General features: G+C 59.7%; 22 protein-coding genes. 14 read left to right on the forward strand and 8 right to left on the reverse strand.

Features of this window, described 5'->3' with window-relative positions:
* Positions 1–98: 98 nt before the first annotated feature.
* Positions 99–551 carry an Rrf2 family transcriptional regulator gene (locus C3F36_RS11250; protein ID WP_010672499.1) on the forward strand — a complete coding sequence of 151 codons (453 nt, stop codon included), beginning with the start codon at positions 99–101 and terminating at the stop codon, positions 549–551.
* A 52-nt stretch (positions 552–603) separates the two neighbouring features.
* Here the strand turns inward: C3F36_RS11250 and C3F36_RS11255 are convergent, their stop codons facing one another.
* On the reverse strand, positions 604–1,116 hold the full coding sequence (locus C3F36_RS11255; protein WP_010672500.1) for a ferredoxin-type protein NapF: 513 nt from the start codon (positions 1,114–1,116) through the stop codon (positions 604–606).
* 137 nt (positions 1,117–1,253) lie between these two features.
* On the opposite strand from C3F36_RS11255, the gene C3F36_RS11260 reads away from it, so the two are divergent.
* Both C3F36_RS11260 and rmuC read left to right on the forward strand, forming a co-directional pair.
* Positions 1,254–1,469 (forward strand): hypothetical protein, encoded by a 216-nt coding sequence (locus tag C3F36_RS11260; protein ID WP_010672501.1) that lies wholly within the window; start codon positions 1,254–1,256, stop codon positions 1,467–1,469.
* Positions 1,466–2,797: a DNA recombination protein RmuC gene (gene rmuC, locus C3F36_RS11265; RefSeq protein ID WP_104455087.1), complete on the forward strand. Its 1,332-nt coding sequence runs from the start codon at positions 1,466–1,468 to the stop codon at positions 2,795–2,797. The genes C3F36_RS11260 and rmuC overlap by 4 nt, the downstream gene beginning before the upstream one ends.
* 82 nt (positions 2,798–2,879) lie before the next feature.
* Here rmuC and C3F36_RS11270 read toward each other — a convergent pair whose 3' ends face one another.
* The 5 genes from C3F36_RS11270 to def all read right to left on the reverse strand — a co-directional run bounded on the left by C3F36_RS11270 (position 2,880) and on the right by def (position 8,689).
* Positions 2,880–4,322 carry a TrkH family potassium uptake protein gene (locus C3F36_RS11270; RefSeq protein WP_010672503.1) on the reverse strand — a complete coding sequence of 481 codons (1,443 nt, stop codon included), beginning with the start codon at positions 4,320–4,322 and terminating at the stop codon, positions 2,880–2,882.
* Between the two features lie 93 nt (positions 4,323–4,415).
* A complete protein-coding gene (gene trkA / locus C3F36_RS11275) occupies positions 4,416–5,792 on the reverse strand; it encodes a Trk system potassium transporter TrkA (RefSeq protein WP_010672504.1) in 1,377 nt (458 codons plus the stop codon).
* 74 nt (positions 5,793–5,866) lie between these two features.
* A complete protein-coding gene (gene rsmB / locus C3F36_RS11280; RefSeq protein ID WP_010672505.1) occupies positions 5,867–7,159 on the reverse strand; it encodes a 16S rRNA (cytosine(967)-C(5))-methyltransferase RsmB in 1,293 nt (430 codons plus the stop codon).
* Positions 7,160–7,219: 60 nt separating this feature from the next.
* Entirely contained in the window at positions 7,220–8,164 is a 945-nt protein-coding gene (fmt, locus tag C3F36_RS11285) for a methionyl-tRNA formyltransferase (RefSeq protein ID WP_010672506.1), read from the reverse strand.
* Between the two features lie 12 nt (positions 8,165–8,176).
* Positions 8,177–8,689: a peptide deformylase gene (gene def / locus C3F36_RS11290; protein WP_010672507.1), complete on the reverse strand. Its 513-nt coding sequence runs from the start codon at positions 8,687–8,689 to the stop codon at positions 8,177–8,179.
* Positions 8,690–8,797: 108 nt separating this feature from the next.
* Here def and C3F36_RS11295 point away from each other — a divergent pair, with 108 nt between their 5' ends.
* The 7 genes from C3F36_RS11295 to aroE all read left to right on the forward strand — a co-directional run bounded on the left by C3F36_RS11295 (position 8,798) and on the right by aroE (position 14,848).
* Positions 8,798–9,886 carry a LysM peptidoglycan-binding domain-containing protein gene (locus tag C3F36_RS11295; RefSeq protein WP_104455088.1) on the forward strand — a complete coding sequence of 363 codons (1,089 nt, stop codon included), beginning with the start codon at positions 8,798–8,800 and terminating at the stop codon, positions 9,884–9,886.
* A gap of 1 nt (position 9,887) precedes the next feature.
* Entirely contained in the window at positions 9,888–11,003 is a 1,116-nt protein-coding gene (dprA, locus tag C3F36_RS11300; RefSeq protein WP_104455089.1) for a DNA-processing protein DprA, read from the forward strand.
* On the forward strand, positions 10,996–11,469 hold the full coding sequence (locus C3F36_RS11305) for a DUF494 family protein (protein WP_010672510.1): 474 nt from the start codon (positions 10,996–10,998) through the stop codon (positions 11,467–11,469). The genes dprA and C3F36_RS11305 overlap by 8 nt, the downstream gene beginning before the upstream one ends.
* A gap of 54 nt (positions 11,470–11,523) precedes the next feature.
* Positions 11,524–12,081 (forward strand): DNA topoisomerase family protein, encoded by a 558-nt coding sequence (locus C3F36_RS11310; protein ID WP_104455090.1) that lies wholly within the window; start codon positions 11,524–11,526, stop codon positions 12,079–12,081.
* A 273-nt stretch (positions 12,082–12,354) separates the two neighbouring features.
* Positions 12,355–12,915, forward strand: a complete 561-nt coding sequence (locus C3F36_RS11315; RefSeq protein ID WP_039039520.1) for a Sua5/YciO/YrdC/YwlC family protein — start codon at positions 12,355–12,357, stop codon at positions 12,913–12,915.
* A gap of 100 nt (positions 12,916–13,015) precedes the next feature.
* On the forward strand, positions 13,016–13,924 hold the full coding sequence (hemF, locus tag C3F36_RS11320; protein ID WP_104455091.1) for an oxygen-dependent coproporphyrinogen oxidase: 909 nt from the start codon (positions 13,016–13,018) through the stop codon (positions 13,922–13,924).
* A gap of 102 nt (positions 13,925–14,026) precedes the next feature.
* A complete protein-coding gene (gene aroE, locus C3F36_RS11325; RefSeq protein WP_041214090.1) occupies positions 14,027–14,848 on the forward strand; it encodes a shikimate dehydrogenase in 822 nt (273 codons plus the stop codon).
* A 979-nt stretch (positions 14,849–15,827) separates the two neighbouring features.
* Here aroE and yihA read toward each other — a convergent pair.
* Positions 15,828–16,481: a ribosome biogenesis GTP-binding protein YihA/YsxC gene (yihA, locus tag C3F36_RS11335; protein WP_104455093.1), complete on the reverse strand. Its 654-nt coding sequence runs from the start codon at positions 16,479–16,481 to the stop codon at positions 15,828–15,830.
* 143 nt (positions 16,482–16,624) lie between these two features.
* Between yihA and C3F36_RS11340 the strand changes: the two genes are divergently transcribed.
* The 4 genes from C3F36_RS11340 (at position 16,625) to hemN (ending at position 20,478) form a co-directional block, all read left to right on the forward strand.
* Entirely contained in the window at positions 16,625–17,242 is a 618-nt protein-coding gene (locus C3F36_RS11340) for a c-type cytochrome (RefSeq protein WP_104455094.1), read from the forward strand.
* An 800-nt stretch (positions 17,243–18,042) separates the two neighbouring features.
* Positions 18,043–18,624: a Der GTPase-activating protein YihI gene (yihI, locus tag C3F36_RS11345; RefSeq protein WP_039039515.1), complete on the forward strand. Its 582-nt coding sequence runs from the start codon at positions 18,043–18,045 to the stop codon at positions 18,622–18,624.
* A gap of 11 nt (positions 18,625–18,635) precedes the next feature.
* Positions 18,636–19,076 carry a DUF2489 domain-containing protein gene (locus C3F36_RS11350; RefSeq protein WP_104455095.1) on the forward strand — a complete coding sequence of 147 codons (441 nt, stop codon included), beginning with the start codon at positions 18,636–18,638 and terminating at the stop codon, positions 19,074–19,076.
* Positions 19,077–19,104: 28 nt separating this feature from the next.
* Positions 19,105–20,478, forward strand: a complete 1,374-nt coding sequence (gene hemN, locus C3F36_RS11355) for an oxygen-independent coproporphyrinogen III oxidase (RefSeq protein WP_104456039.1) — start codon at positions 19,105–19,107, stop codon at positions 20,476–20,478.
* Positions 20,479–20,545: 67 nt separating this feature from the next.
* On the opposite strand, the gene add is transcribed toward hemN, so the two are convergent.
* Positions 20,546–21,547 (reverse strand): adenosine deaminase, encoded by a 1,002-nt coding sequence (gene add, locus C3F36_RS11360; RefSeq protein ID WP_104455096.1) that lies wholly within the window; start codon positions 21,545–21,547, stop codon positions 20,546–20,548.
* Positions 21,548–21,612: the final 65 nt, after the last annotated feature.

Here is a 21,612-nt window from a genome sequence, read left to right on the forward strand (position 1 = left end):
CGAAGAAGCCCATCCCGTGCACACGCATGTGCAGACCCCCTCTTTGGCCACCGGCTGTCGTCCTGATTTCTGGCTTGTAGTAAGAGGCAAGTGCGACCATGCAACTGACACGATTTACCGACTACGCCCTGCGTACCCTGACCTTCCTGGCCATCCAGCCCGGTGATCGCCTGTCGACCATCACGGAAGTGGCCGACACCTTCGCCATCTCCCGCAATCACGTGGTCAAGATAGTGCATCAGCTCGGCATCAAAGGTTACATCGAGACGGTGCGTGGCAAGCATGGGGGCATCCGCCTCGGCCGTGCCGCCGTCTCCATCAACCTGCGCGATGTGGTGATGGACATGGAGCACGTGCTCTGCCCGGTGGACTGCAAGCGCGAAAACTGCCGTCTCTCCGGGGGCTGCCGCATCCAGGGCATTCTGCGCCGCGCCATGCACGCCTTCCTCGAGGTACTGGGGGAGTACACTTTGGCGGATGCGGTGCGGGATCCCACTCGTCTGTGCCACCTTCTCGGCATAGAGCAGGATAATATTCTGACCATGGCATGATGCCACGGTGAATGACAGAGGGGCCTGCGGGCCCCTCTGTCATTGCCAGCGGTCAGAGCTGGGGCACAAGGGTGATGGCACCGTGCAGACAGGCGAGGCCGCAAGCGCCGCAGCCATCGCAGGCGGCCATGTTGACGGTCACTCCCTCGCTGCCGACCTTGATCGCCTGCTGGGGGCAGGCATCTTCACACAGCAGGCAGTAGTAGCCCTGACGGGCCTGGCAGCTCGCCTCTATCCTGACCCGGGTCTGCACCTGGCGGCCGAGGCAGAGATCCAGTGCGCCCGTGGGGCAGGCTCTGGCGCAGCTGCCGCAATAGCTGCACTGGCCACAGGCGAGATCCAGCACTGGGGTACCGGCGATGGGGCTGCCGTCATATTCGGGGCGATCGGCAGGTTTGATGAGGCCGTTGGGACACGCCTTGAAGCAGTCGCCACAACGGGTGCAGAGGGTGAGGAACTGGGACTCGTCGATGGCCCAGGGCGGGCGTGCCTCATGGCAGACCACCTCGGGTCTGCGGGGGCTCCCCCATGCGTGTGCCAGCCAGCGACAGAAAAAATGCGTCATGCCCACCTCTATACCTATTAGGGGTTAATTTTATCCAGTTTTAGGCCGGCAAGCCAGAGAATAGCGGCGGGCAGGATCGCAAGCTGGGTTGCCCTTGTGTAAGCTAGGCGGGTCTTTTTGCGGGATTGAATGAACTCATGTGGCTATTTCTGTGGCGTGCTTCTCTGCTCTATGTCTTCCCCCTGCTGATGTGGGCCTACTGCCATCTCAAGGGTATCGAGTTCAGTGAACTGGATACCGGGGTCAACAGCCACAAGTGGGTGGTGCTGGCGGCCTATCTGCTCTATGTGCTGATCTGGTTGCTGCTCAACCGCTATCTCGAACTCTTCCTGCGCCAGCGGGGGCGCCGATGACCCCGCTGCTGACCTGGTGGCCTGCCATGCTGGTTGGCGGGCTGGCGCTGCTGTTCGGCTGGTGGTGGGGGCGACGCAGCGGCCGTGAAGAGGCGCTGCTGCTGGAGGAGCGTTATCAGGGGTTGCAGGACCGCTGGGACGCGCTGCAGGACGAGAAGATGCTGGCTCAGCAGAAGCTGGATCAGCAGCAGACCCTGCTGCTCAAGTTCACCGCCCGTCTCAAGGAAGCCGAGGCGACCCTGCGCAGCGAGCGCATCGCCAGCGCCGAGAAGTTGCAGTTGCAGCAAGAGGCTGAACAGCGCCTCAGCCAGCAGTTCGAGAACCTCGCCAATCGTATCTTTGAACAAAATGCTGGAAACTTCCGCGAACTGAATCAGAACAGCATGGATCTCCTGCTCACTCCACTCAAGGAGCAGCTCGAGGGCTTTCGCCGCCAGGTGGGAGAGACCCACGCCCAGGAGACGGCCCAGCGCCACAACCTCAAGTTCGAGCTGGAGCGCCTTGCCGAGCTCAACGCCCGCATGACCGAAGAGGCGGCGGCGCTGACCCGGGCCCTCAAGGGCGACAGCAAGCAGCAGGGCAACTGGGGGGAGGTGGTGCTGGCGCGGATCCTCTCCGAGTGCGGCCTGCGCGAGGGGCATGAGTACCACACCCAGGTCAACATCGAGGTGGACAAGGGCAAGCGCTACCAGCCCGACGTCATCGTCCACCTGCCCCAGGAAAAGGACATCATCATCGACGCCAAGGTGTCGCTGACCGCCTATGAGCGCTGGTACAACGCCGCTGACGATCTGGAGAAGGCGGTGGCGCTCAAGGAGCACGTCGCCTCGGTGCGCAACCATATCCGCGAGCTGGGCCGCAAGGATTACCAGCAGTTGCCCGGGGTGCGCACCCTGGACTATGTGCTGATGTTCGTGGCGGTGGAGCCTGCCTTCCTCGCTGCCCTGGAAGCGGACCCTTCCCTGGTGCGCTACGGGCTGGAACACAACATCCTGCTGGTGAGCCCTACCAACCTGATGGTGGCGCTGCGCACCATAGAGAACCTGTGGCGCTACGAGCGGCAGAACCAGAACTCGCGCCAGATAGCGGAGCGGGCCGGCCGCCTCTACGAGAAGCTGCGGCTGTTCGTGGAGGAGATGCAGCAGATGGGGGGCAGCCTGCACAAGGCGCAGGAGAGCTACGACAAGGCGATGGGGCGGCTGGTCAACGGTCGTGGCAACCTGATCGCCCAGGCCGAGCGCTTTCGCGAGCTGGGGGTCGAGGTGACCAAGCCCTTGCCGGACGCGCTGGTGGACCGGGCGCTGGAGCGAGAGGAGTCGGCGGACTGAGGGGAGTCGTCATTCGCCGGGACAACGAAAAGGGCAGCCATTGGCTGCCCTTTTCGTTTCATGCAACAGCCTGGACGGCTGCTTATTGCTTCCAGAAGGAGGGGAAGAAGAGCACCGCCACCGTCAGGATCTCGAGGCGTCCCAGCAGCATGCCGAACGACAGTATCCACTTGGCCGCATCCGGCAGACTGGCGAAGTTGGTGCTGGGACCGATGACAGGCCCCATGCCCGGGCCCACGTTGGCCACGGCGGTAATGGAGCCCGAGATGGCGGTCAGGGGGTCCAGCCCGATGGCGGCGAGCAGGGCGGCGATGAGCAGGATGATGGCGAAGTAGACCAGCACGAAGGAGATCAGGGAGCGGATGATGGCGTCGTTGACCGGACGGCCGTTGTACTTCTGGGGAAACACGGCGGAGGGGTGCATCAGCTGGCGCATCTGTTTCTTGAACAGGGCGAAGGCCACCTGGACCCGGAAGATCTTGAGCCCGCCCGAGGTGGAGCCGGAGCAGGCGCCGAGTGCCAGCAGGATGATGAAGATAATGGTGGTGAGCGGGCCCCAGGTGCCGAAGTCGCCGAGTCCGAAACCCGTGGTGGTGAGCACGGAGACGATATTGAAGCTGCTAATGCGCAAGGCATCCATGAAGCCGTAGATGTCTCTCACCCAGAGATAGAAGGTGACGACCAGGGTCACCCAGACGATCAGCCAGAAGAAGCCCTGCACCTGGGCATCCTTGAACAGGCTGTTGTCACGGCGGGAGAGAGCCTGCACATAGAGCAGGAAGGGCAGGCCACCGAGGAACATGAAGAGGGTGCCTATCCAGTGCGCCGCGTGGGAGAAGTGGGACATGGATTGGTCCGAGGTGGAGTAGCCGCCGGTGCTCAGGGTCGTCATGGCGTGGTTGACCGCCTCGAACAGGTTCATGCCGCTCACCCAGTAGGCGAGGAAGCAGAGCATGGAGAGTACCAGATAGACCAGCACTATGTTGTTGGCCACCGTTTTGGCGCGGGGGGCGCTCTTGTCGGACCAATCCGAGCTCTCGGTCTGGAACAGCTTCATGCCCCCGACGTTGAGGTAGGGCAGCACCGCCACCGCCATCACGATGAAACCGACCCCGCCCAGCCACTGCAGGATGGATCGCCACAGCAGGATGCTGTGGGCCATGCCGTCCAGCCCCGACAGTACGGTGGAGCCCGTGGTGGTGACCCCCGACATGGTCTCGAAGTAGGCGTCGGCAAAGTCGATATGGGTGATGAAGACGAAGGGCAGGGCCCCGAAGACGCAGGCGACAACCCAGACCGAGGTGGTGAGGAGGAACATCTCCCGCACCCCGAGGTGAAACTCCGCCTTGCGACCGTAATGGAGGCAGAGCAGTGCGGCGCCATGGGTGATCAAGACCGACTTGAGAAATTCGACGAAACCTTCCGAACCGGTCAGCAGGGCCAGCAGGGTGGGCAGCCACATGAAGAGCGCCAGCTTGGAGAGCACCAGCCCGAGCGTGAAGACGATGGGATGCAGCTTGATCATGCAAGATAACCTGGTCGTTGATTGAAAAAAGACCCGGACCTTTCCTGAGAAAAGGGGCCGGGTCCGGATACCGTTGCCAGAGACATGGCCGGCTTACAGGAAGAAGGGACTGGGCTGGAACAGACGCTCCACTTCCGGGATGTACTTCTTGTCCACCAGGAACATCACCACGTGGTCATCCTGCTGTATCTGGGTGCGATCGTGGGCGATCAGCACCTCATCACCGCGCACCACTGCGCCTATGGTGGTGCCCGGGGGCAGCTTCAGCTCGCCCACCGTCTTGCCCACCACCTTGGAGGTGTTCTCGTCCCCGTGGGCGATCGCCTCGATGGCTTCGGCCGCCCCGCGGCGCAGGCTGTAGACGTTGGCGATGTCGGCGCGGCGCACATGGGTCAGCAGGGCAGAGATGGTGGCCTGCTGGGGGGAAATGGCGATGTCGATGGAGCCGCCCTGTACCAGGTCCACGTAGGCGCCGCGCTGGATCAGCACCATGGTCTTCTTGGCCCCCATCTTCTTGGCGAGCAGGGCCGACATGATGTTGGCCTCATCCTCGTTGGTCACCGCGATGAAGACGTCGATCTGGTCGATGTGCTCCTCCGCCAGCAGCTCCTGATCCGCCGCATCGCCGCAGAAGACGATGGTGTGTTCCAGATGCTCGGAGAGCTGCTCCGCCCGCTTCTGGTTGCGCTCGATGAGCTTGACGCTGTAGCGCTTCTCTAGCTGGCGGGCGAGGCCGGCGCCTATGTTGCCGCCGCCGACGATCATGATGCGCCGGTAGGGGCTCTCGAGGCGTTGCAGCTCCGACATCACGGCGCGGATATGGCCCGCTGCGGCCACGAAGAACACCTCGTCATCGGCTTCGATGATGGTGGTGCCCTGCGGGCGGATGGAGCGCCCCTGGCGGAAGATGGCGGCGACCCGGGTTTCGATGTTGGGCATGTGTTCCCGCAGGGTGGAGAGCGCATTGCCCACCAGGGGGCCGCCGTAATAGGCCTTGACCGCCACCAGGCCCACCTTGCCGTCGGCAAAATCCACCACCTGCAACGCCCCCGGATACTCGATCAGGCGACGCACGTAGTCGGTCACCAGCTGCTCCGGGGCGATCAGGTGGTCCACGGGGACGGATTCGGGCAGGAACAGGCGATCCCGCTCCACCAGATAGGCGGGGGAGCGAATGCGCGCCACCTTGTTCGGGGTGTTGAACAGGGAGTAGGCGACCTGGCAAGCGACCATGTTGGTCTCGTCGCTGTTGGTGACGGCGACCAGCATGTCGGCATCCTGGGCGCCGGCTTCGCGCAGCACCCTGGGATGGGCGCCGTGGCCGTTCACCACCCGCAGGTCGAATTTGTCCTGCAGTTCGCGCAGGCGCTCGCTGTCGGTGTCGACGATGGTGATGTCGTTGTTCTCGCCGGCGAGGTTCTCGGCCAGGGTGCCACCCACCTGACCTGCGCCCAGAATGATGATTTTCATAAGGCCATCTTACTCAAGGTTGTTGCTTCGTAATGAGGCGGCCCGTCACCGGGCCTGCCATCCGCCGGTTCGGCCTACAGCTTGATGAGCTTGGCATAGTAGAAGCCGTCCATCTCCGCCTCGCCGGGCAGGAACTGGCGACCCGGACAGGCCGGGGTGTCTTCTGCATGCAACGGCACCAGGCGGGCATCCGGGGTATCGGCCAGGAAGGCGCGGATCTGCTCCCGGTTCTCTTCCGGCAACACGGAGCAGGTGGCGTAGAGCAGGGTGCCGCCTTGCTTCAGCTTGCCCCAGAGGGCATCGAGAATGCGGCGTTGCAGCTCGGCCAGCTCGCGGATGTCCTGATCCCGGCGCAACCACTTGATGTCGGGGTGACGGCGGATGACGCCGGTGGCGGAGCAGGGGGCATCCAGCAGGATGCGGTCGAACTGCCCCTGTGGCCACCACAGATCCGGCGTGCTGGCATCACCGTGGATCACTTGGGCCTGAAGGCCGATACGATCCAGGTTCTCCTGCACCCGCTTGAGGCGGTTGTCGTCTGCGTCGACGGCAACCACGCCGGCAAGGGCCGGCTGGCGTTCCAGCAGGTGGGCGGTTTTGCCGCCGGGGGCGGCGCAGGCGTCCAGCACCCACTCGCCCGGCTGGGGATCGAGCAGGGCGGCGGCCTGCTGGGCTGCTCCGTCCTGCACCGAGCAGTCACCCTGCTCGAAGCCGGGCAGCTTGGTCACGTCGCAGGGGCGCTCCAGCAGGATGCAATCTTCCCCTTCCACACCGGCCATGGCCGGGATGCCCGCCTCGCTCATGCGGGCCAGCATGGCCTCACGGCTCTGGCGCTGGCTGTTGTTGCGGATCCACATGGGCGGGCGCTGGTTGTTCGCCTCCATGATGAACTCCCAGTCATCGGGATAGGCCTGACGCAGGCGCTTGGTGAGCCATTCGGGGTGGCCGAGGCGGACGCTGGGGACGCGGTCGATGCGCAGCAGGATCACTTCGGCGCTGCGCTGGAAGTTGCGCAGTACGCCGTTGATGAGGCCGCGCAGGGAAGAACCCTTGAGCAGCTTGACGGCGTTGACGGTCTCGGCCACGGCGGCGTGAGCCGGAATGCGGGTATAGATGAGCTGGTAGAGGCCGACCAGGATGAGGTAGTGGAAGATGCGGCTCTTGTTCTTGAGCGGCTTGTCCATCATCTCGCTTACCGCCGCATCGAGGCGGGGCAGCCAGCGCAGGGTGCCGTAGCAGAGTTCTTGCAGGAGGGCGCGATCGCGAGGGGCGACTTTCTCCTGGGCAGCAGGCAGAACGGCGGAGAGAGATTGACCCTGATCCAGCACCTGTTGAATGACGAGAGCAGCCTGTGCGCGTGTTTTCATAGCGTTACCTTAGATGCACAAGTCGGGGCCAGGGCCCCGCTTGTGTCAATTCAATCCAGATCAAATCAGTTGCGTGCCAGGTTCAAACCAGTCGCGGCGAGAGTTGAGCAGATCCGAAACGGACATGGCCTTCTTGCCGGGAGGTTGCAGGGTCAGCAGGCGCAGCACGCCCTGACCGGTGGCAACCTCGATCCCCTGTTTGTCGGCCTTGAGCAGGGTGCCGGCTGCCTGGCCGTGATCCTGTGCGACGACCTCGGCCTGCCACACCTTGACGGTCTGTCCGGCAACGTCGAACCAGCTGATGGGCCAGGGGTTGAAGGCACGGATGCAGCGTTCGATGGCAACGGCGTCCATCGACCAGTCGATGCGGGCCTCTTCCTTGGAGAGCTTCTCGGCGTAGTTGGCCAGCGCATCGTCCTGGGGCTCGGCAGCGGTGTCGCCGGCAGCCATGGCGTCCAGGGTATCGACCAGTGCCTGCGGGCCCAGACCGGCCAGCTTGTCATAGAGGCTGGCAGAGGTCTCATCACTGGCGATGGGGCAGGTTACCTTGCGGATCATGGCGCCGGTATCCAGCCCCACGTCCATCTGCATGATGGTGACGCCGGTTTCGGCATCCCCCGCCCAGATGGAGCGTTGAATCGGGGCGGCACCGCGCCAGCGCGGCAGCAGGGAGCCGTGGACGTTGATGCAGCCCAGACGCGGCGTATCGAGCACCGCCTTGGGGAGGATGAGGCCATAAGCCACGACGACCATCAGATCGGCACCCAGAGCGGCCAGTTCGGTCTGCGCCGCTTCATTGCGCAGGGAGGCAGGCTGGTAGACCGGCAGATCGTGGGCCAGCGCCAGCTCCTTGACCGGGCTGGCGGTGAGCTTCTGGCCGCGACCGGCGGGCTTGTCCGGCTGGGTATAAACGGCGACGACCTCGTGGCCGGAAGACAACAACGCCGCCAGATGACGGGCGGCGAAGTCGGGGGTACCGGCAAAAATCAGTTTCAGCTTGTTCAATGGAGCGGATCCTCAGAGGACTTTGCGATCTTCACGGGCCATCTTTTCCAGCTTCTGACGAATGCGCTGGCGCTTGAGCGGGGACAAGTAATCCACAAACAGCTTGCCGACCAGATGATCCATCTCATGTTGTATGCAGATGGCGAGCAGATCGTCCGCTTCCAGCTCGAAGGTGTTGCCGTGGCGATCTTGCGCCCTGACCTTGACCCACTCGGCGCGCGGAACCAGAGCACGGTTGCCGGGCACGGAGAGGCAGCCCTCTTCGATGCCGGTGCTGCCGGACTGCTCCAGGATCTCCGGATTGATCAACACCAGCTGTTCTTCGCGGTTCTCGGAGACATCGATGACGATGATGCGCTGATGAATGTCGACCTGGGTCGCAGCCAGGCCGATGCCTTCCTCCGCGTACATGGTTTCGAACATATCATCTACAATGTGTTGTAACTCGGGTGTAAAGGCTTCGACAGGGGCCGCGACTGTGCGCAGACGCTCATCGGGGAAACGCAATACATCTAGAATGGCCATAATTTTTTCTTTAGTTTCATATAAACGCAGTCAATATTGACGTAATTCTAGTCATTTACGCCGACAAAAAACAGCAACACTTTGCGTGCAGAAGTAACAGGGAGTGTTATGTATCTGAAGCAAATCGTCGTCGCCTGCCTGGCGACAGCCCTGGCCGGTGGCGCCATGGCACAGCAGTTGACGCTCAAATCCGGTTACCCCGAGACTTATGTGGTGCAGAAAGGGGACACCCTCTGGGACATCTCGGGCCAGTATCTGGCCGAACCCTGGCTCTGGCCACGCCTCTGGAACATCAATCCGCAGATCGCCAATCCCCACTGGATCTATCCCGGTGACGTGCTGCACCTGAGCTGGGTCAATGGTGAGCCTCGGCTCGGCAAAGCCAGTCAGGGGGGCAAACAGGTCATCCGTCTCTCGCCCAAGAACCGCTATGAAAACAAGGCCAATCCCATACCGACCCTGCCTCTGAGCGAGATAGCGCCCTTCCTGCAGACCGACCACATTCTGGCCAACAGCCAGCAGAGCAAGGACCTGCCCTATGTGCTCGGCAACAATGACAAGCATGTCGGGATGCTGGAGGGCGACATTCTCTATGTGAAAGGAGCCCTGAACCCGGGCCAGAGTTATGGCCTCTATCGCCCGGGGGTGGCATACAAGGACAAGCATACTGGCGAGTCGCTCGGTCAGGAGGCGATTTTTGTCGGCACGGTGCGGGCAGAGGAGTACCTTGCCCACGACACCACCAAAGTGACGCTGACCCATAACCGGCGTGAGGTGTATCAGGGTGACAAGGTGATGCCGCTGCCGCCGCAGGAGAGCATTTCTGTCGTGTTCATGCCAAATGCGGCACCCTCCATTTCCCCCGGCTATGTTATCGAGCTGCCGAGCAAGGTACACGGTGGGGGCAAATTTGATGTGGTACTCATCAACAAGGGGGAGCGTGATCAGGTGGCCCCGGGCGATGTGCTCGAGATCCTGCGCCCGGGAGCCGAGATGGTGGACAAGAATGGCAAGGTGTCATACCGGGAATATTCATCCGTCTATGACAAGGCGTTCTATTCTGCCGGCAAGTCATCGCTGCCTGCCGAGGCCGTTGCCAGAGTCATGCTGTTCAAGGTCTACGACAAATTGAGTTACGGTCTTATCCTGCAGAGCCAGGATCTGGTCGGCTCTGGTTATCAGGTCAGTAATTTCTGACGTGTCCTTGCCACTGGAGCGGTTGTCGCTATGGCTGACGCTGGATGCCGTTACAGGCATAGGCCCGGTCACCGCCGCTCGCCTGTTGGCTCATGTGGGTGGTGACATCACAACTCTGTTTGACTCAGACGATGGCGCCCTGCGAGCTCTTGGTCTGCAGAGTGCCCAGATTCAGCAGATGAGATGGCCTCTTCCTGTCGTGGAGCAGGGATTGAGCTGGGCCGCCGAGCCCGGCAATCACCTCCTCTGTCCCGATGACCCCGCATATCCTGCCCTGCTTAAAGAGATTTCCGGCGCCCCGCTCTTGCTCTACTGCCGCGGGAACGTCTCATCCCTCTCCCTGCCACAGTTGGCGATGGTGGGTACCCGCCACCCCACCTATGCCGGCAAAGACAATGCGACACGCTTGTGTGCCGAGTTGGTGGGCTGTGGTCTGGCGATCACCTCCGGCCTCGCGTTGGGCATCGATGGCGTCTGCCATCAGCAGGCGCTGGCATCGGGCGGAATCACCCTGGCGGTGCTGGGATCCGGTCTGGATTGTCTCTACCCCAAGCGTCATCAGGGGTTGGCGATGCAGATCCTCGAGCAGGAAGGTCTGCTTGTCTCCGAGTTGGCGCCCCAGCAAGGCCCCCTGGCTGAACACTTCCCTCGCCGCAACCGTATCATCAGTGGTCTGTCGCTGGGGACACTGGTGGTGGAAGCGGCAGAACAGAGTGGTTCGCTCATTACGGCCCGTTATGCGCTGGAGCAGGGCCGCGAGGTCTTTGCCGTTCCCGGCGCCCCGCAAAATGCACAGGCAGCAGGGTGCAACCGTCTGCTTCAACAGGGTGCCAAGCTGGTCTTGAATGCCGCCGATATCCTGGAAGAGTTTCCAAGGCTGGTCTTGCCCCCTGGACCCGCCAACGGTTCTTCCGAGGCGCAGCATAATAGCGAATTGCCTTATGCCGATTTGTTGGATAACGTAGATTATGAGACCACGAGCGTGGATACCGTTGCCGAACGGGCCCGGCTTCCTGTCGATGTCGTACTGGGCAGGTTGGTAGAGCTGGAGCTGGTTGGTGCAGTGATGGCGGTAGCCGGTGGATACGTCAGAGCGAGGAGGGCGAATCATGTTTGATGTATTGATGTACCTTTTCGAGACCTACATCCACAGCGATGCAGATGTGATGGTCGAGCAGGATGAACTCACCGACGAACTGAGCCGGGCCGGTTTCGACAAGGACGAGATCGAGAAAGCGCTCAACTGGCTGGAGCGACTGGCCAACCTGCACGACAGCGAGCGGGAAGTCTATGTCACCGCAAGCCAGCAGGGCTCTATGCGGATCTATGCGCCGCAGGAGCTTGTTCGCCTCAGTACTGAATGTCGCGGTTTCCTGCTGTTCCTGGAGCAGGCGCAAGTGCTGAATGCCGAAACCCGTGAAATCTGCATCGAAAGGTTGCTCGAGCTGGACAAGCCGGACATCGAGCTGGACGATCTGAAGTGGGTCGTCATGATGGTGCTGTTCAATGTGCCAGGCAGTGAAAACGCCTACCAGCAGATGGAAGAGCTGGTGTTTGACGAGTCGGACGGCGTCATCCACTGACAGCCCGGTGCCGCGCTGGTAGAATTCAGGCCATCTGGATTTCAAGGCGCGGCCATGTCAAAGATCGATCACCACCTCTTCTCTGCCCACGAACATGCATTCGAGAGCGAGCCGTGCCCGCAGTGTGGTGCTGAACTGGTGATCCGCCAGGGCAAGCACGGTCCCTTCCTTGGTTGTTCAGCCTATCCCGCTTGCGATTACATTCGCTCCCTCACCCCCTCTGGCCGCGATATAGAGAAAGTGCTCGAGGGGTCGTCCTGTCCGGATTGTGGCCATCCACTGGCCATCAAGAAGGGTCGTTACGGTCTGTTTGTGGGATGTACCCAGTACCCGGCCTGTCAGCATATCGAATCCCTTCAGGAGAGTGACGATACCCAAATCCTCTGCCCGGAGTGTGGCAAGGGGCACCTCATCAGCCGAACCTCCCGCTATGGCAAGCAGTTCTACTCTTGCGACGGCTACCCCCATTGCAAATATGTGGTGAATGACAAGCCGGTTCCCATGCCCTGTCCCGAGTGTGGCTGGGGCATCATGATCGAGAAGAAGGTGCGGGGAAACCTGCGCTGGGTCTGCCCGCAAAAGAAATGCTCCCACCAGATTGAGCGGGTATAATCTCGCCGCCCGTGATCAGGCAGGCGGATTGCTGGTCAGCGTGAGGTTGTGAGCCGATGCGCATCGCCCAAGTCGCCCTGCTCCTGATCGCCATCTCAAGCTCCCTGCGGTTGCTCGGTTCACTGATGCACGCAAGCGTCTGAACCGAAATGCATGACTGAAGAGGAGCAGGGATATAGCCCATATCGCAGCAGTGATGGCCCCGATGCCGTCATGGCGGTTCAACATATAATCCAGTGATGAGAGGCGGCAGCGTGGCTGTCGCATGTGCTTATGCCAAATGAATTTGAACAAGCGGTTGCCGCCCTTCAAGGAGAAGGGGTTATCGCCTATGCCACCGAAGCCGTGTTTGGTCTGGGGTGTGATCCTGATTCCGAAGCCGCCGTGCAGCGGCTGCTGGCCATCAAGCAGCGGCCGGTGGAGAAGGGATTGATCCTGATCGCGGCAGATCTGGCGCAATTGCAGGACTACATCGACCTGAGCCAGCTCAGCGATGAGCAGCTTGCTCGCGTGCAGGCGAGCTGGCCTGGTCCCTTCACCTGGATCATGCCCGCTCGCGCGACGACGCCGTCCTGGTTGACCGGTCAGTTCGAGACCCTGGCGGTGCGGGTCACAGGCCATCCCCAGGTGCAAGGGCTTTGCCGGGCATTTGGCAAACCGCTGGTGTCCACCAGTGCCAATCTCACCGGTGAGGAACCCGCTCGCCGGGTAGCTGATATTGGCGATCTGCTGGCAAGCCAGCTGGCTTACATTCTGCCCGGCGAAGTCGGGGGGCAAGCCAACCCGTCCGAAATCAAGGACGCCCGCACCGGGGCCATCATTCGCCCATCCTGAGTTGGGCACGGCCCGGTTTCATGCAGGTTGTGCGATGAGGTCATGACAATACGAGAAGTGCAGGCAGTGCATGCATGATGCCTGTCTGACAGGAGATAAAATGAGCAAACCGGATGTGGCCCAGGTAAAAGCCTTCCTGCTGCAATTGCAGGATGATATCTGCCGTGGCCTGGAGCAGGCCGATGGATGCGGGCGCTTTGTGGAAGATGCCTGGAGTCGCGAAGGTGGTGGTGGCGGTAGAACACGGGTGCTGCGCCAGGGGGCGGTGATCGAGCAAGGTGGGGTCAACTTCTCCCATGTCTATGGCGATGCCATGCCGGCATCCGCGACCGCACATCGTCCCGAACTGGCTGGCCGCAGGTTTGAGGCCATGGGGGTGTCGCTGGTGATCCACCCGCATAATCCCTATGTACCGACCAGCCATGCGAATGTGCGGTTCTTCATCGCCGAGAAAGAGGGGGAGGAGCCGATCTGGTGGTTTGGTGGCGGCTTCGACCTGACGCCCTTCTATCCGTTCGAAGAGGACGTGAGGCATTGGCACCAGGTCTCCCATGAGCTCTGTCAGCCGTTCGGCACCGACATTTATCCCGAGTTCAAATCCTGGTGCGATCGTTACTTCTTCCTCAAGCATCGGGGCGAGACGCGCGGGGTGGGTGGTCTTTTCTTCGATGACTTGAACCGCTGGCCCTTTGCCGACTGCTTTGCCTTCATGCGTGCAGTGGGTGAGGGTTACCTGGCGGCCTACTTGCCGATTGTCGAGCGACGGAAGGAGGTTGCTTATGGGGAGCGGGAACGGGCGTTCCAGCTTTATCGCCGTGGCCGCTACGTGGAGTTCAATCTGGTCTACGACCGCGGGACCCTGTTCGGACTGCAGACGGGGGGGCGCACCGAATCCATCCTGATGTCGATGCCGCCGCTGGCGCGCTGGGAGTACGACTGGCAGCCGGAGGCTGGCAGCCCGGAGGCATTGCTCTATAGCGACTACCTCAAACCGCGCGAGTGGTTGTGACCAGAGGGGCCATGATGGCCTCTTCTTATTGCCGATATTCGGCTTGTTCCTTCATGAGAAAACCCGTTAAATCGGGATATTGCTCTCAAAAGGAACGCCTTGATGGATCGTTATCTGGTTTTTGGCCACCCCGTGCGCCACAGCAAATCTCCCTTCATTCATACCCTGTTTGCCAGGCAGACCCAGCAAGAGCTGGAGTATGGTCTGGCAGAACCTGCTGTCGATGAGTTTGCCAGCGCTCTGAACCACTTCTTCGCCGAAGGAGGGAAGGGGTGCAACGTGACCGTGCCTTTCAAGGAGCAAGCCTTCGTGCTGGTGGAGCGGCTGAGCCCCAGGGCCAAGCGGGCGGGAGCGGTCAACACCATCAAACTGACAGATGATGGTGTGCTGCTGGGTGACAATACCGACGGCGCCGGGCTGGTCGCCGATCTCAAGGCTCACGGAGTGAACCTTGCCGGTAGCAGGATCCTGCTTCTGGGGGCCGGTGGCGCAGCTCGTGGTGCCCTGGCCCCCCTGCTGGCGGAAGCGCCGGGCGAGATCGTCGTGGTCAACCGTACCCATGCCAAGGCGGAACAGCTGGCTGTGGAGTTCAGGGATCTGGGCAGCATCACTGCTCAATCCTATGAACAGCTGGTGGGGCCGTTCGATCTCATCATCAATTCCACCTCAGCGAGTCTGCAAGGAGAGTTGCCACCTTTGGCGCCAACCCTCATCCACCCGGACATCGCGATCTACGACATGATGTATGGCGCAACGGACACAGCCTTCATCGGCTGGGCCAAACAACATGGCGCGCGCCATACCATGGATGGATTGGGCATGCTGGTCGAGCAGGCTGCTGAGGCCTTTACCGTATGGCGAGGGATCCGGCCCGGCACCAAGCAGGTATTGAGAGAGTTGCAGCGCAATCTGGGCGTCGTGTGAACCAGCTTGTGCGTTCTATTGGGCTGTCGGCAGGTCTGATGTAGAGATTCTGCATCTCTGGATAAGGGCTCCCTCGTGATGCGGCACGGCACGTGTGATGTGAAACGGTCGTTCTGCGGTGGGTGTGTGGCAGAACAGGTGCCATTTTTATAAAACCATTGCATAACAATAAGTTACTTTTACTTTGCCGTCTCTCGCAGAATTTTTTTGAGTTTTTTCTCAAAGCAGCGGAACTTCTGTAACGGACTGCTGACTAACTGGATAGTTGAGGAAGTGCTAGCTAGTCACCTTTATAACTCCCCGGTATTCGTACTGGGGATTTTTTTATCTGCATGAAAATTATGAATATTTTTTTCCTTCCCTATCTTTGAAACTAAATTACATAAATTACTTTCACTTTCTGCTGCTTTGCTGTACAGTTGTCGGCGTAGGGTACAGAGGTAAGATGTTCTATCTTTCAGACCTTTTATTTCACGTAATTGAATGTGGCTGAATAGCAGCCCCGATGAGTCATCGTCGGGGCGTTTTTTTATGAGCAACATTTAGAGTAAATGCTTTAATTGTTGCCGTTCTTTGTTAGAATGAAGGCGTTTCTTGAGGAAAACCAATCGTCTTTGTTCTCGAGAACTCGCTTTTTCCCAAATTTTTGAACTCTTTTCTTCAGGCCGGTTTGCAATGGCAAGACCGGCCTCATTTTTATCCCTATATTGCCTCATCGTGTAATTAAATTTCAGTTTCGTTTGTTACAGCCTTCAATTTTGATTTTTTACTCGATATCCATGAAAACGGTATCATGTTGATGATTAGTTAATTCTTTTCGCGTCGAATATGCTATCAGTATGATTTAAATATATTTTTTGAGGTTATTCTTCAGAGATGGCGAAGGCGGGGAGGAAGGGCTCGGAGATGGGGGGATCATGAAAGCCTTTCAATCAGCGGAGGTCCAACTCCGCCAATTGCAGCCAGGGAGAGGAGTCGTTTACTCCTCGTTCTGATGATCTTCGTCGTCTGCCTGGGCGTTGTCTGCTTCGGATAGATACCAGCCGCTTAGGGTCTGGGCCAGCTTCTCGACGCCGATATTGGTCAGAGAAGAGAATGCTTCAACCTGGATCTGCGGGCCCAGTTCTGCCACCGCCTGACGAACCTTGATCACCTGGTTGTTGCGGGGCCCCGGGCTTAACTTGTCCGCCTTGGTCAGCAACAGCATCACCGGCAGTTCACGGTGTGAACTCCATTCCAGCATGTTCATGTCGGTTTCCTTGAGCGGATGGCGGATGTCCATCAGGATCACCAGCCCTTTCAGGGACTCCCGTCGCTGCAGGTATTCAGCCAGTGACTTTTGCCACTTGAGCTTCATTTCCAGCGGAACCTGGGCATATCCATAGCCAGGCAAGTCAACCAGGCGTTTGCCCGGTTCCAGCTCAAACAGGTTGATCAGCTGAGTACGGCCAGGGGTCTTACTGGTTCGCGCCAGGTTCTTGTGTTTGGTCAAGGTATTCAATGCAGACGACTTGCCAGCGTTGGAACGACCGGCAAACGCAATCTCGATACCCCCATCATTTGGCAGGTGGCGGATGTCGGGTGCGCTGGTCACAAAATGCACCTTATTGAAATTCAGAGTTTGTGTATCCAACGTAAATTCCCCATAGAGATAGAGGGTTATAGAGTTACTTTTTTGTGAAATAGTGTAAAATGGCGTCGCTTGAACGCGTTTATTTTAACATGCCTTCAGCGGCATGGGATCTGGAAGCCTAATAACGAGAAAGTTGGAACGCCATGAAGAACCTAGTCATTACACTTGCTCTGATGGTTGGCGTAACTGGGATGGCACAAGCCAAGGGCGATGCCGCTGCGGGACAAACCAAGGCTGCCGTCTGTGCGGCCTGTCATGGACCGGACGGCAACAGCCCAGTCGACATGTATCCCAAGATTGCTGGTCAGCACGCATCATATATCAAAAAACAATTAGTTGAACTGAAGGCTGCAGCTTCTGGCCAAACTGGTCGGGTTGCGCCCGTCATGGGACCCATGGCGTTGCCGTTGTCCGAGCAGGATATGGACGACCTTGCCGCTTATTTCTCCAGCCAGAAGGTGACGCCGTTTGCCGTGCCCGATGATGTGGTTGCCGCAGGCAAGGCGCTTTATATGGGGGGAGACATGGAGCGAGGCCTGGCTGCCTGTACCGCCTGTCATGGTCCACGGGGTTCCGGCGTCGAGCAAGCGAAGTATCCCAGCCTGTCAGGGCAGCATCCCGCCTATATCAAGGCCCAGCTCACCGCTTTTCGTTCGGCGACCCGCGACAACGATCCCAATGGCATGATGCGGGATGTGGCCAAGAAGCTGACGGATCAGGACATCGAGGCGCTCTCCAAGTATGTGGCGGGGCTTCACTGATATAGACTGTTAGTTATCTTGTTGAAAAGAACAGGGAACCATTGTGTTCCCTGTTCTTTTTTGAGGTTGTAGCGATCGCCCGTAAACAGCCTGCATTGCTGTAAGAGATCTTCTATATACGGGGCTGGTCGTGTCTGAAAGATTGCTCACGTATATTATTTTATTTTTTGTTTTTCAATGAATTAAGAAATAGAACATTACTTTGTACCAGTTCGAAATGTGCTTTGGTTGATTGAGTCATCCAGCGAAGAAGTTACAGTAGGCAATCAGGATTGGCCGGAGAGAGGGAGCAAGACCCGTCTTCGGTTTGACAGGATGTCTGCTCGGAGCATGCGATGAGCAATAGATGCAAAAAGCCAGGATGGTGACCGCCAGGGATGAACGGGGCTGCGGGAGGCAACCACCCCGATGGGAGGCAGGATGTCGCCGGTTTGGGTTAGACAAACAAACACACGCACACTCAGGACTGGTCAATAAGGATCAGGATGACCCAACGAAATGATGCGCCGTGGTTCGCCCAGGGATAAGGCGATTGGCTACCAGGGAATGGAACTCGCATGATGGAAAAAGGCAGCTTCGGCTGCCTTTTTTCTATTGGGTCATTAACCCGCCAAGACATTCTGTGTCAAAATACCAGCAACATGCCCAGAGGATGCCGATCCTGCGGTGTTCAGCGGCCCAAAGTGGTCGAATTGGTGCGGGATCCCACTCTTGTTCCATATTTACTGTTCCCCGCTTCAGCATCCTCCCCGGACGACACGCTCCGGGGGTTTCCATTCAGTTATTTGTCGGAGTCATTCATGTCGGCCAAACAACCCAACCGCAAGCCTACCGGCAAGCGCAAAGAATCAGATGCCAGTGCCCAGGAAGGTCGTGAGCGCAAGCGCGCCGCCAAGCGCAAGGGCCTGAAGGCGGGCTCCCGCCAACAGGTCGAGCAGGCGGGCAAAAAGAGCGGCTCCAAGCAGGCCAAGGATCCACGCATCGGCTCTCGCAAGCCCATCGCGCTGATTGCCGACGAGAAGGGCAGCAAGCCGGTGGCGACCAAGCCTGCGAAAGAGAAGCGGGTGGTGATGACCCCCGAGCAGGAGCTGGCGTCCATCGAGAATGATGATCGCCTCAATGCCTTGCTGGATCGTCTGGATGCCGGTGAAACCCTGGAGGCCGCAGAGCAGGCATGGGTCGATCAGCGGGTTGACCGTTATCAGGAGCTGATGGACGAGCTCGGTATCATCGACAACGACGATGACGAAGATGGCGACATGGATTTTGATGATGCCGATTTTGATGAGCCGAGTCAGCCTGCCTCCGAAGAGGAGTTGTGGGAGCGTTTCTCTCAGGCGGACTACCAGCCTGAAGCCAAACCCGAGCCGAAGAAAAAGTGATGAGTGGATGGATGCAGGCCGCCCTGTTGGGTGGCCTGATTTTGCTGGGGCTTGCCGTCTATGCCGGCGCCCTGATGGCGCGCCTCAAACGCCAGCAAGAGATGCAGCAGCACGCCATTGCGGCCCGCAACGAGCGGATCCTGGAGAGTGTCAGGGTGATCGCCCACGCGGTACGAGATGGTCAGTGCGACTACTCAGAAGGCGCCATCCGGCTGACCAATCTGCTGGATGCCTTGCAAATAAAGGGGGGCCGCGCCTTTGCCACCGAGTTCCCGGGGCTCTACGGCCTCTATGAGAAGGTGAAGGAGATGCCGACCCATGAGGCGAGGCGGGCACTCAAGCGCAATGAAGTGATGAAGATGGATCTCGAACGCAGCGGCTACGAGGCCGAGCTGGAGGCGCAGATCCTTGAGGATGTCGCCAGACTGAAGGATTTTCAGTTAAGCCGGTGATCCAATGACAAAGACAGAGGAAGCAAGCGTGCAAGCAGAACAGATTGTGTGGGATCAGGCCCTGATCGAAAAATACAACTACAGTGGTCCGCGTTACACCTCCTATCCCACTGCGCTGGAGTTTAACGAGGGGTTCGGCTATCCGGACTTTGTCCAGGCAGCGGGCCAGTATCCTGCACGCAATCTGTCGCTCTACGTGCATATCCCCTTCTGTCACAAGCTCTGCTACTACTGCGGCTGCAACAAGGTCATTACCCGGCACCAGCACAAGGCAGATCAATACCTCGACTACCTCGAACAGGAGATCAAGGCCCAGGCCCCCCTGTTCAAGGAGAGACTGGTCACCCAGCTGCACTGGGGTGGCGGCACACCCACCTATCTGAGCGAACCCCAGACTCGTCGCCTGATGGCCATGTTGCGGGAGCACTTCCACTTCTCCGAGGAGGGGGAGATCAGCATCGAGGTGGATCCCCGCGAGATCGAATTGTCCATGCTGGATGTGCTGCGGGAGCTCGGTTTCAACCGCATCAGCCTTGGCGTTCAGGACTTCAACAAGGCGGTCCAGGTTGCGGTCAATCGGGAGCAGGACAACGACTTCATCCGCGCCATGCTGGTTCGTGCCCGCGAGCTGGGGTTTCGCTCCACCAATCTGGATCTCATCTACGGTCTGCCGCACCAGAACCGGGAGAGCTTCCATCACACCCTGGAAGAGGTGCTCAAGACCGACCCGGCTCGCCTCTCCATCTTCAATTATGCCCACCTGCCGAGCCGTTTTGCCGCCCAGCACAAGCTGAAAGAAGCGGACATGCCGGCGCCGCAGGAGAAGCTGGCCATGCTGCAGGACACCATTGCCTTCCTGACCGGCCAGGGTTATCAGTTCATCGGCATGGACCACTTTGCCAAGCCCGATGACGAGCTGGCCGTCGCCCAGCGCGAGGGCAAGCTGCATCGCAACTTCCAGGGCTATACCACCCAGGGGGATTGCGATCTGCTGGGGCTGGGGGTCTCTTCCATCAGCATGATGGGGGATGCCTATTCCCAGAACCAGAAGGATCTCAAAACCTACTACGCCCAGGTCGAGTCACTGGGCCATGCCCAGTGGAAGGGGTGCTCCCTCAATCGGGACGATCTGATCCGTCGTGAGGTGATCAAGCGCCTCATCTGCGATTTTTCCCTGAACTTCGCCGCTGTGGAGCAGGCCCACGACCTGGTGTTCAAGGAGTATTTTGCCGAGGATCTCAAGCTGTTGCAGACCTTCATCGACGACGGTCTGGTGCGCATGACCGAAGAGGGGCTGGAGGTGGTCTCCACCGGTCAGCTGCTGATCCGCAACATCTGCATGTGCTTCGATGTCTACCTGCGCAACAAGGCGCGCCAGCAGCAGTTCTCCCGGGTGATCTAGGCCGGGCAATGTCGTTGGACAATAAAAAACCGCCTTTCGGCGGTTTTTTATTGGGTTTTACCCCTGCTCAGCGTTGAGCCGCACGGGCACTCAGCTCGGCCTTCTCGGCTTCGCTCAGGAAGGCCAGGGTCAGGCCGTTCTGCTGGGCGGTGCGGACCTCGCTCACCGTCATGCCGGCAGCCGGGGCCGCCACCTCGTATTCATGGGGCAGGTCGATCCCCTCCACCGCCGGATCGTCGGTATTGAGGCAGGCCAGCACGCCGGCTGCCAGGAACTGGCGGATCGGGTGATCGGCCAGACTCGCCACCGTGGTGGTCTGGAGGTTGGAGGTGAGGCAGGACTCGATGCCGATGCGGTGTTCGGCCAGATAGGCCATCAGGGCCGGATCCTGGATGGCCTTGACCCCGTGGCCGATGCGCTCGGCTCCCAGCTCGCGAATGGCCTGCCACATGCTCTCGGGGCCGGCGGCTTCACCGGCGTGCACGGTGACCCGCATTCCTGCATCCCGCACCCGGCGGAAGTGGTCGGTGAAGAGATCGCCCGGGAAGCCCAGTTCGTCGCCGGCCAGATCGATGGCGACCAGGCGATCGCGATGAGCCAGACAGGCATCCAGCTCCTGCTTGCACTGCTCGGTGCCGAAGGTACGGCTCATGATGCCGATGAGATTGGTCTTGATGCCGAAGTCACGGCTGCCTGCGGCCACGCCGTCGATGATGGCTTCGACCACACCCTGGGGGTGCAGTTTGTGGGTCATCGCCATGTAGGCCGGGCTGAAACGCAGCTCGGCATAGTCGATCCCGGCACGCAGCAGATCTTCCACGTTTTCGTAGGCGACCCGGCGGCAGGCATCGTAGTCGGCCAGCACGGCCACGCCCCAGTCCAGTTTCTTAAGGAAGGCCACCAGACTCGGCTCGTTCTCGACGATCTGCACGTGCGGGCGCAGGGCCTCCAGTTCATCGGCTGGCAGTCGGATGTTGTGCTGACGTCCCAGCTCGAGAATGGTCTGCGGGCGGATGTTGCCATCCAGATGGCGATGCAGGTCGGTCAGGGGGAGGGATCTGTCAATCATGGAGCACCTTCTGCGAGTCGGGTTGGAAAGCCTGCCATTCTAGGCGGGGCGCCTGAAAAAGATAC

The organism is Aeromonas sp. ASNIH2 (genome assembly GCF_002934795.1).
GTDB lineage: Bacteria > Pseudomonadota > Gammaproteobacteria > Enterobacterales > Aeromonadaceae > Aeromonas > Aeromonas caviae.

Excerpts from the sequence above, each read along its gene's own strand:
- C3F36_RS11250 (WP_010672499.1), top strand. The coding sequence starts at position 99 with ATGCAACTGACACGATTTACCGACTACGCCCTGCGTACCCTGACCTTC.
- C3F36_RS11255 (WP_010672500.1), bottom strand. The coding sequence starts at position 1,116 with ATGACGCATTTTTTCTGTCGCTGGCTGGCACACGCATGGGGGAGCCCC.
- C3F36_RS11260 (WP_010672501.1), top strand. The coding sequence starts at position 1,254 with ATGTGGCTATTTCTGTGGCGTGCTTCTCTGCTCTATGTCTTCCCCCTG.
- rmuC (WP_104455087.1), top strand. The coding sequence starts at position 1,466 with ATGACCCCGCTGCTGACCTGGTGGCCTGCCATGCTGGTTGGCGGGCTG.
- C3F36_RS11270 (WP_010672503.1), bottom strand. The coding sequence starts at position 4,322 with ATGATCAAGCTGCATCCCATCGTCTTCACGCTCGGGCTGGTGCTCTCC.
- trkA (WP_010672504.1), bottom strand. The coding sequence starts at position 5,792 with ATGAAAATCATCATTCTGGGCGCAGGTCAGGTGGGTGGCACCCTGGCC.
- rsmB (WP_010672505.1), bottom strand. The coding sequence starts at position 7,159 with ATGAAAACACGCGCACAGGCTGCTCTCGTCATTCAACAGGTGCTGGAT.
- def (WP_010672507.1), bottom strand. The coding sequence starts at position 8,689 with ATGGCCATTCTAGATGTATTGCGTTTCCCCGATGAGCGTCTGCGCACA.
- C3F36_RS11295 (WP_104455088.1), top strand. The coding sequence starts at position 8,798 with ATGTATCTGAAGCAAATCGTCGTCGCCTGCCTGGCGACAGCCCTGGCC.
- C3F36_RS11305 (WP_010672510.1), top strand. The coding sequence starts at position 10,996 with ATGTTTGATGTATTGATGTACCTTTTCGAGACCTACATCCACAGCGAT.
- C3F36_RS11310 (WP_104455090.1), top strand. The coding sequence starts at position 11,524 with ATGTCAAAGATCGATCACCACCTCTTCTCTGCCCACGAACATGCATTC.
- C3F36_RS11315 (WP_039039520.1), top strand. The coding sequence starts at position 12,355 with ATGCCAAATGAATTTGAACAAGCGGTTGCCGCCCTTCAAGGAGAAGGG.
- hemF (WP_104455091.1), top strand. The coding sequence starts at position 13,016 with ATGAGCAAACCGGATGTGGCCCAGGTAAAAGCCTTCCTGCTGCAATTG.
- aroE (WP_041214090.1), top strand. The coding sequence starts at position 14,027 with ATGGATCGTTATCTGGTTTTTGGCCACCCCGTGCGCCACAGCAAATCT.
- C3F36_RS11340 (WP_104455094.1), top strand. The coding sequence starts at position 16,625 with ATGAAGAACCTAGTCATTACACTTGCTCTGATGGTTGGCGTAACTGGG.
- yihI (WP_039039515.1), top strand. The coding sequence starts at position 18,043 with ATGTCGGCCAAACAACCCAACCGCAAGCCTACCGGCAAGCGCAAAGAA.
- C3F36_RS11350 (WP_104455095.1), top strand. The coding sequence starts at position 18,636 with ATGCAGGCCGCCCTGTTGGGTGGCCTGATTTTGCTGGGGCTTGCCGTC.
- add (WP_104455096.1), bottom strand. The coding sequence starts at position 21,547 with ATGATTGACAGATCCCTCCCCCTGACCGACCTGCATCGCCATCTGGAT.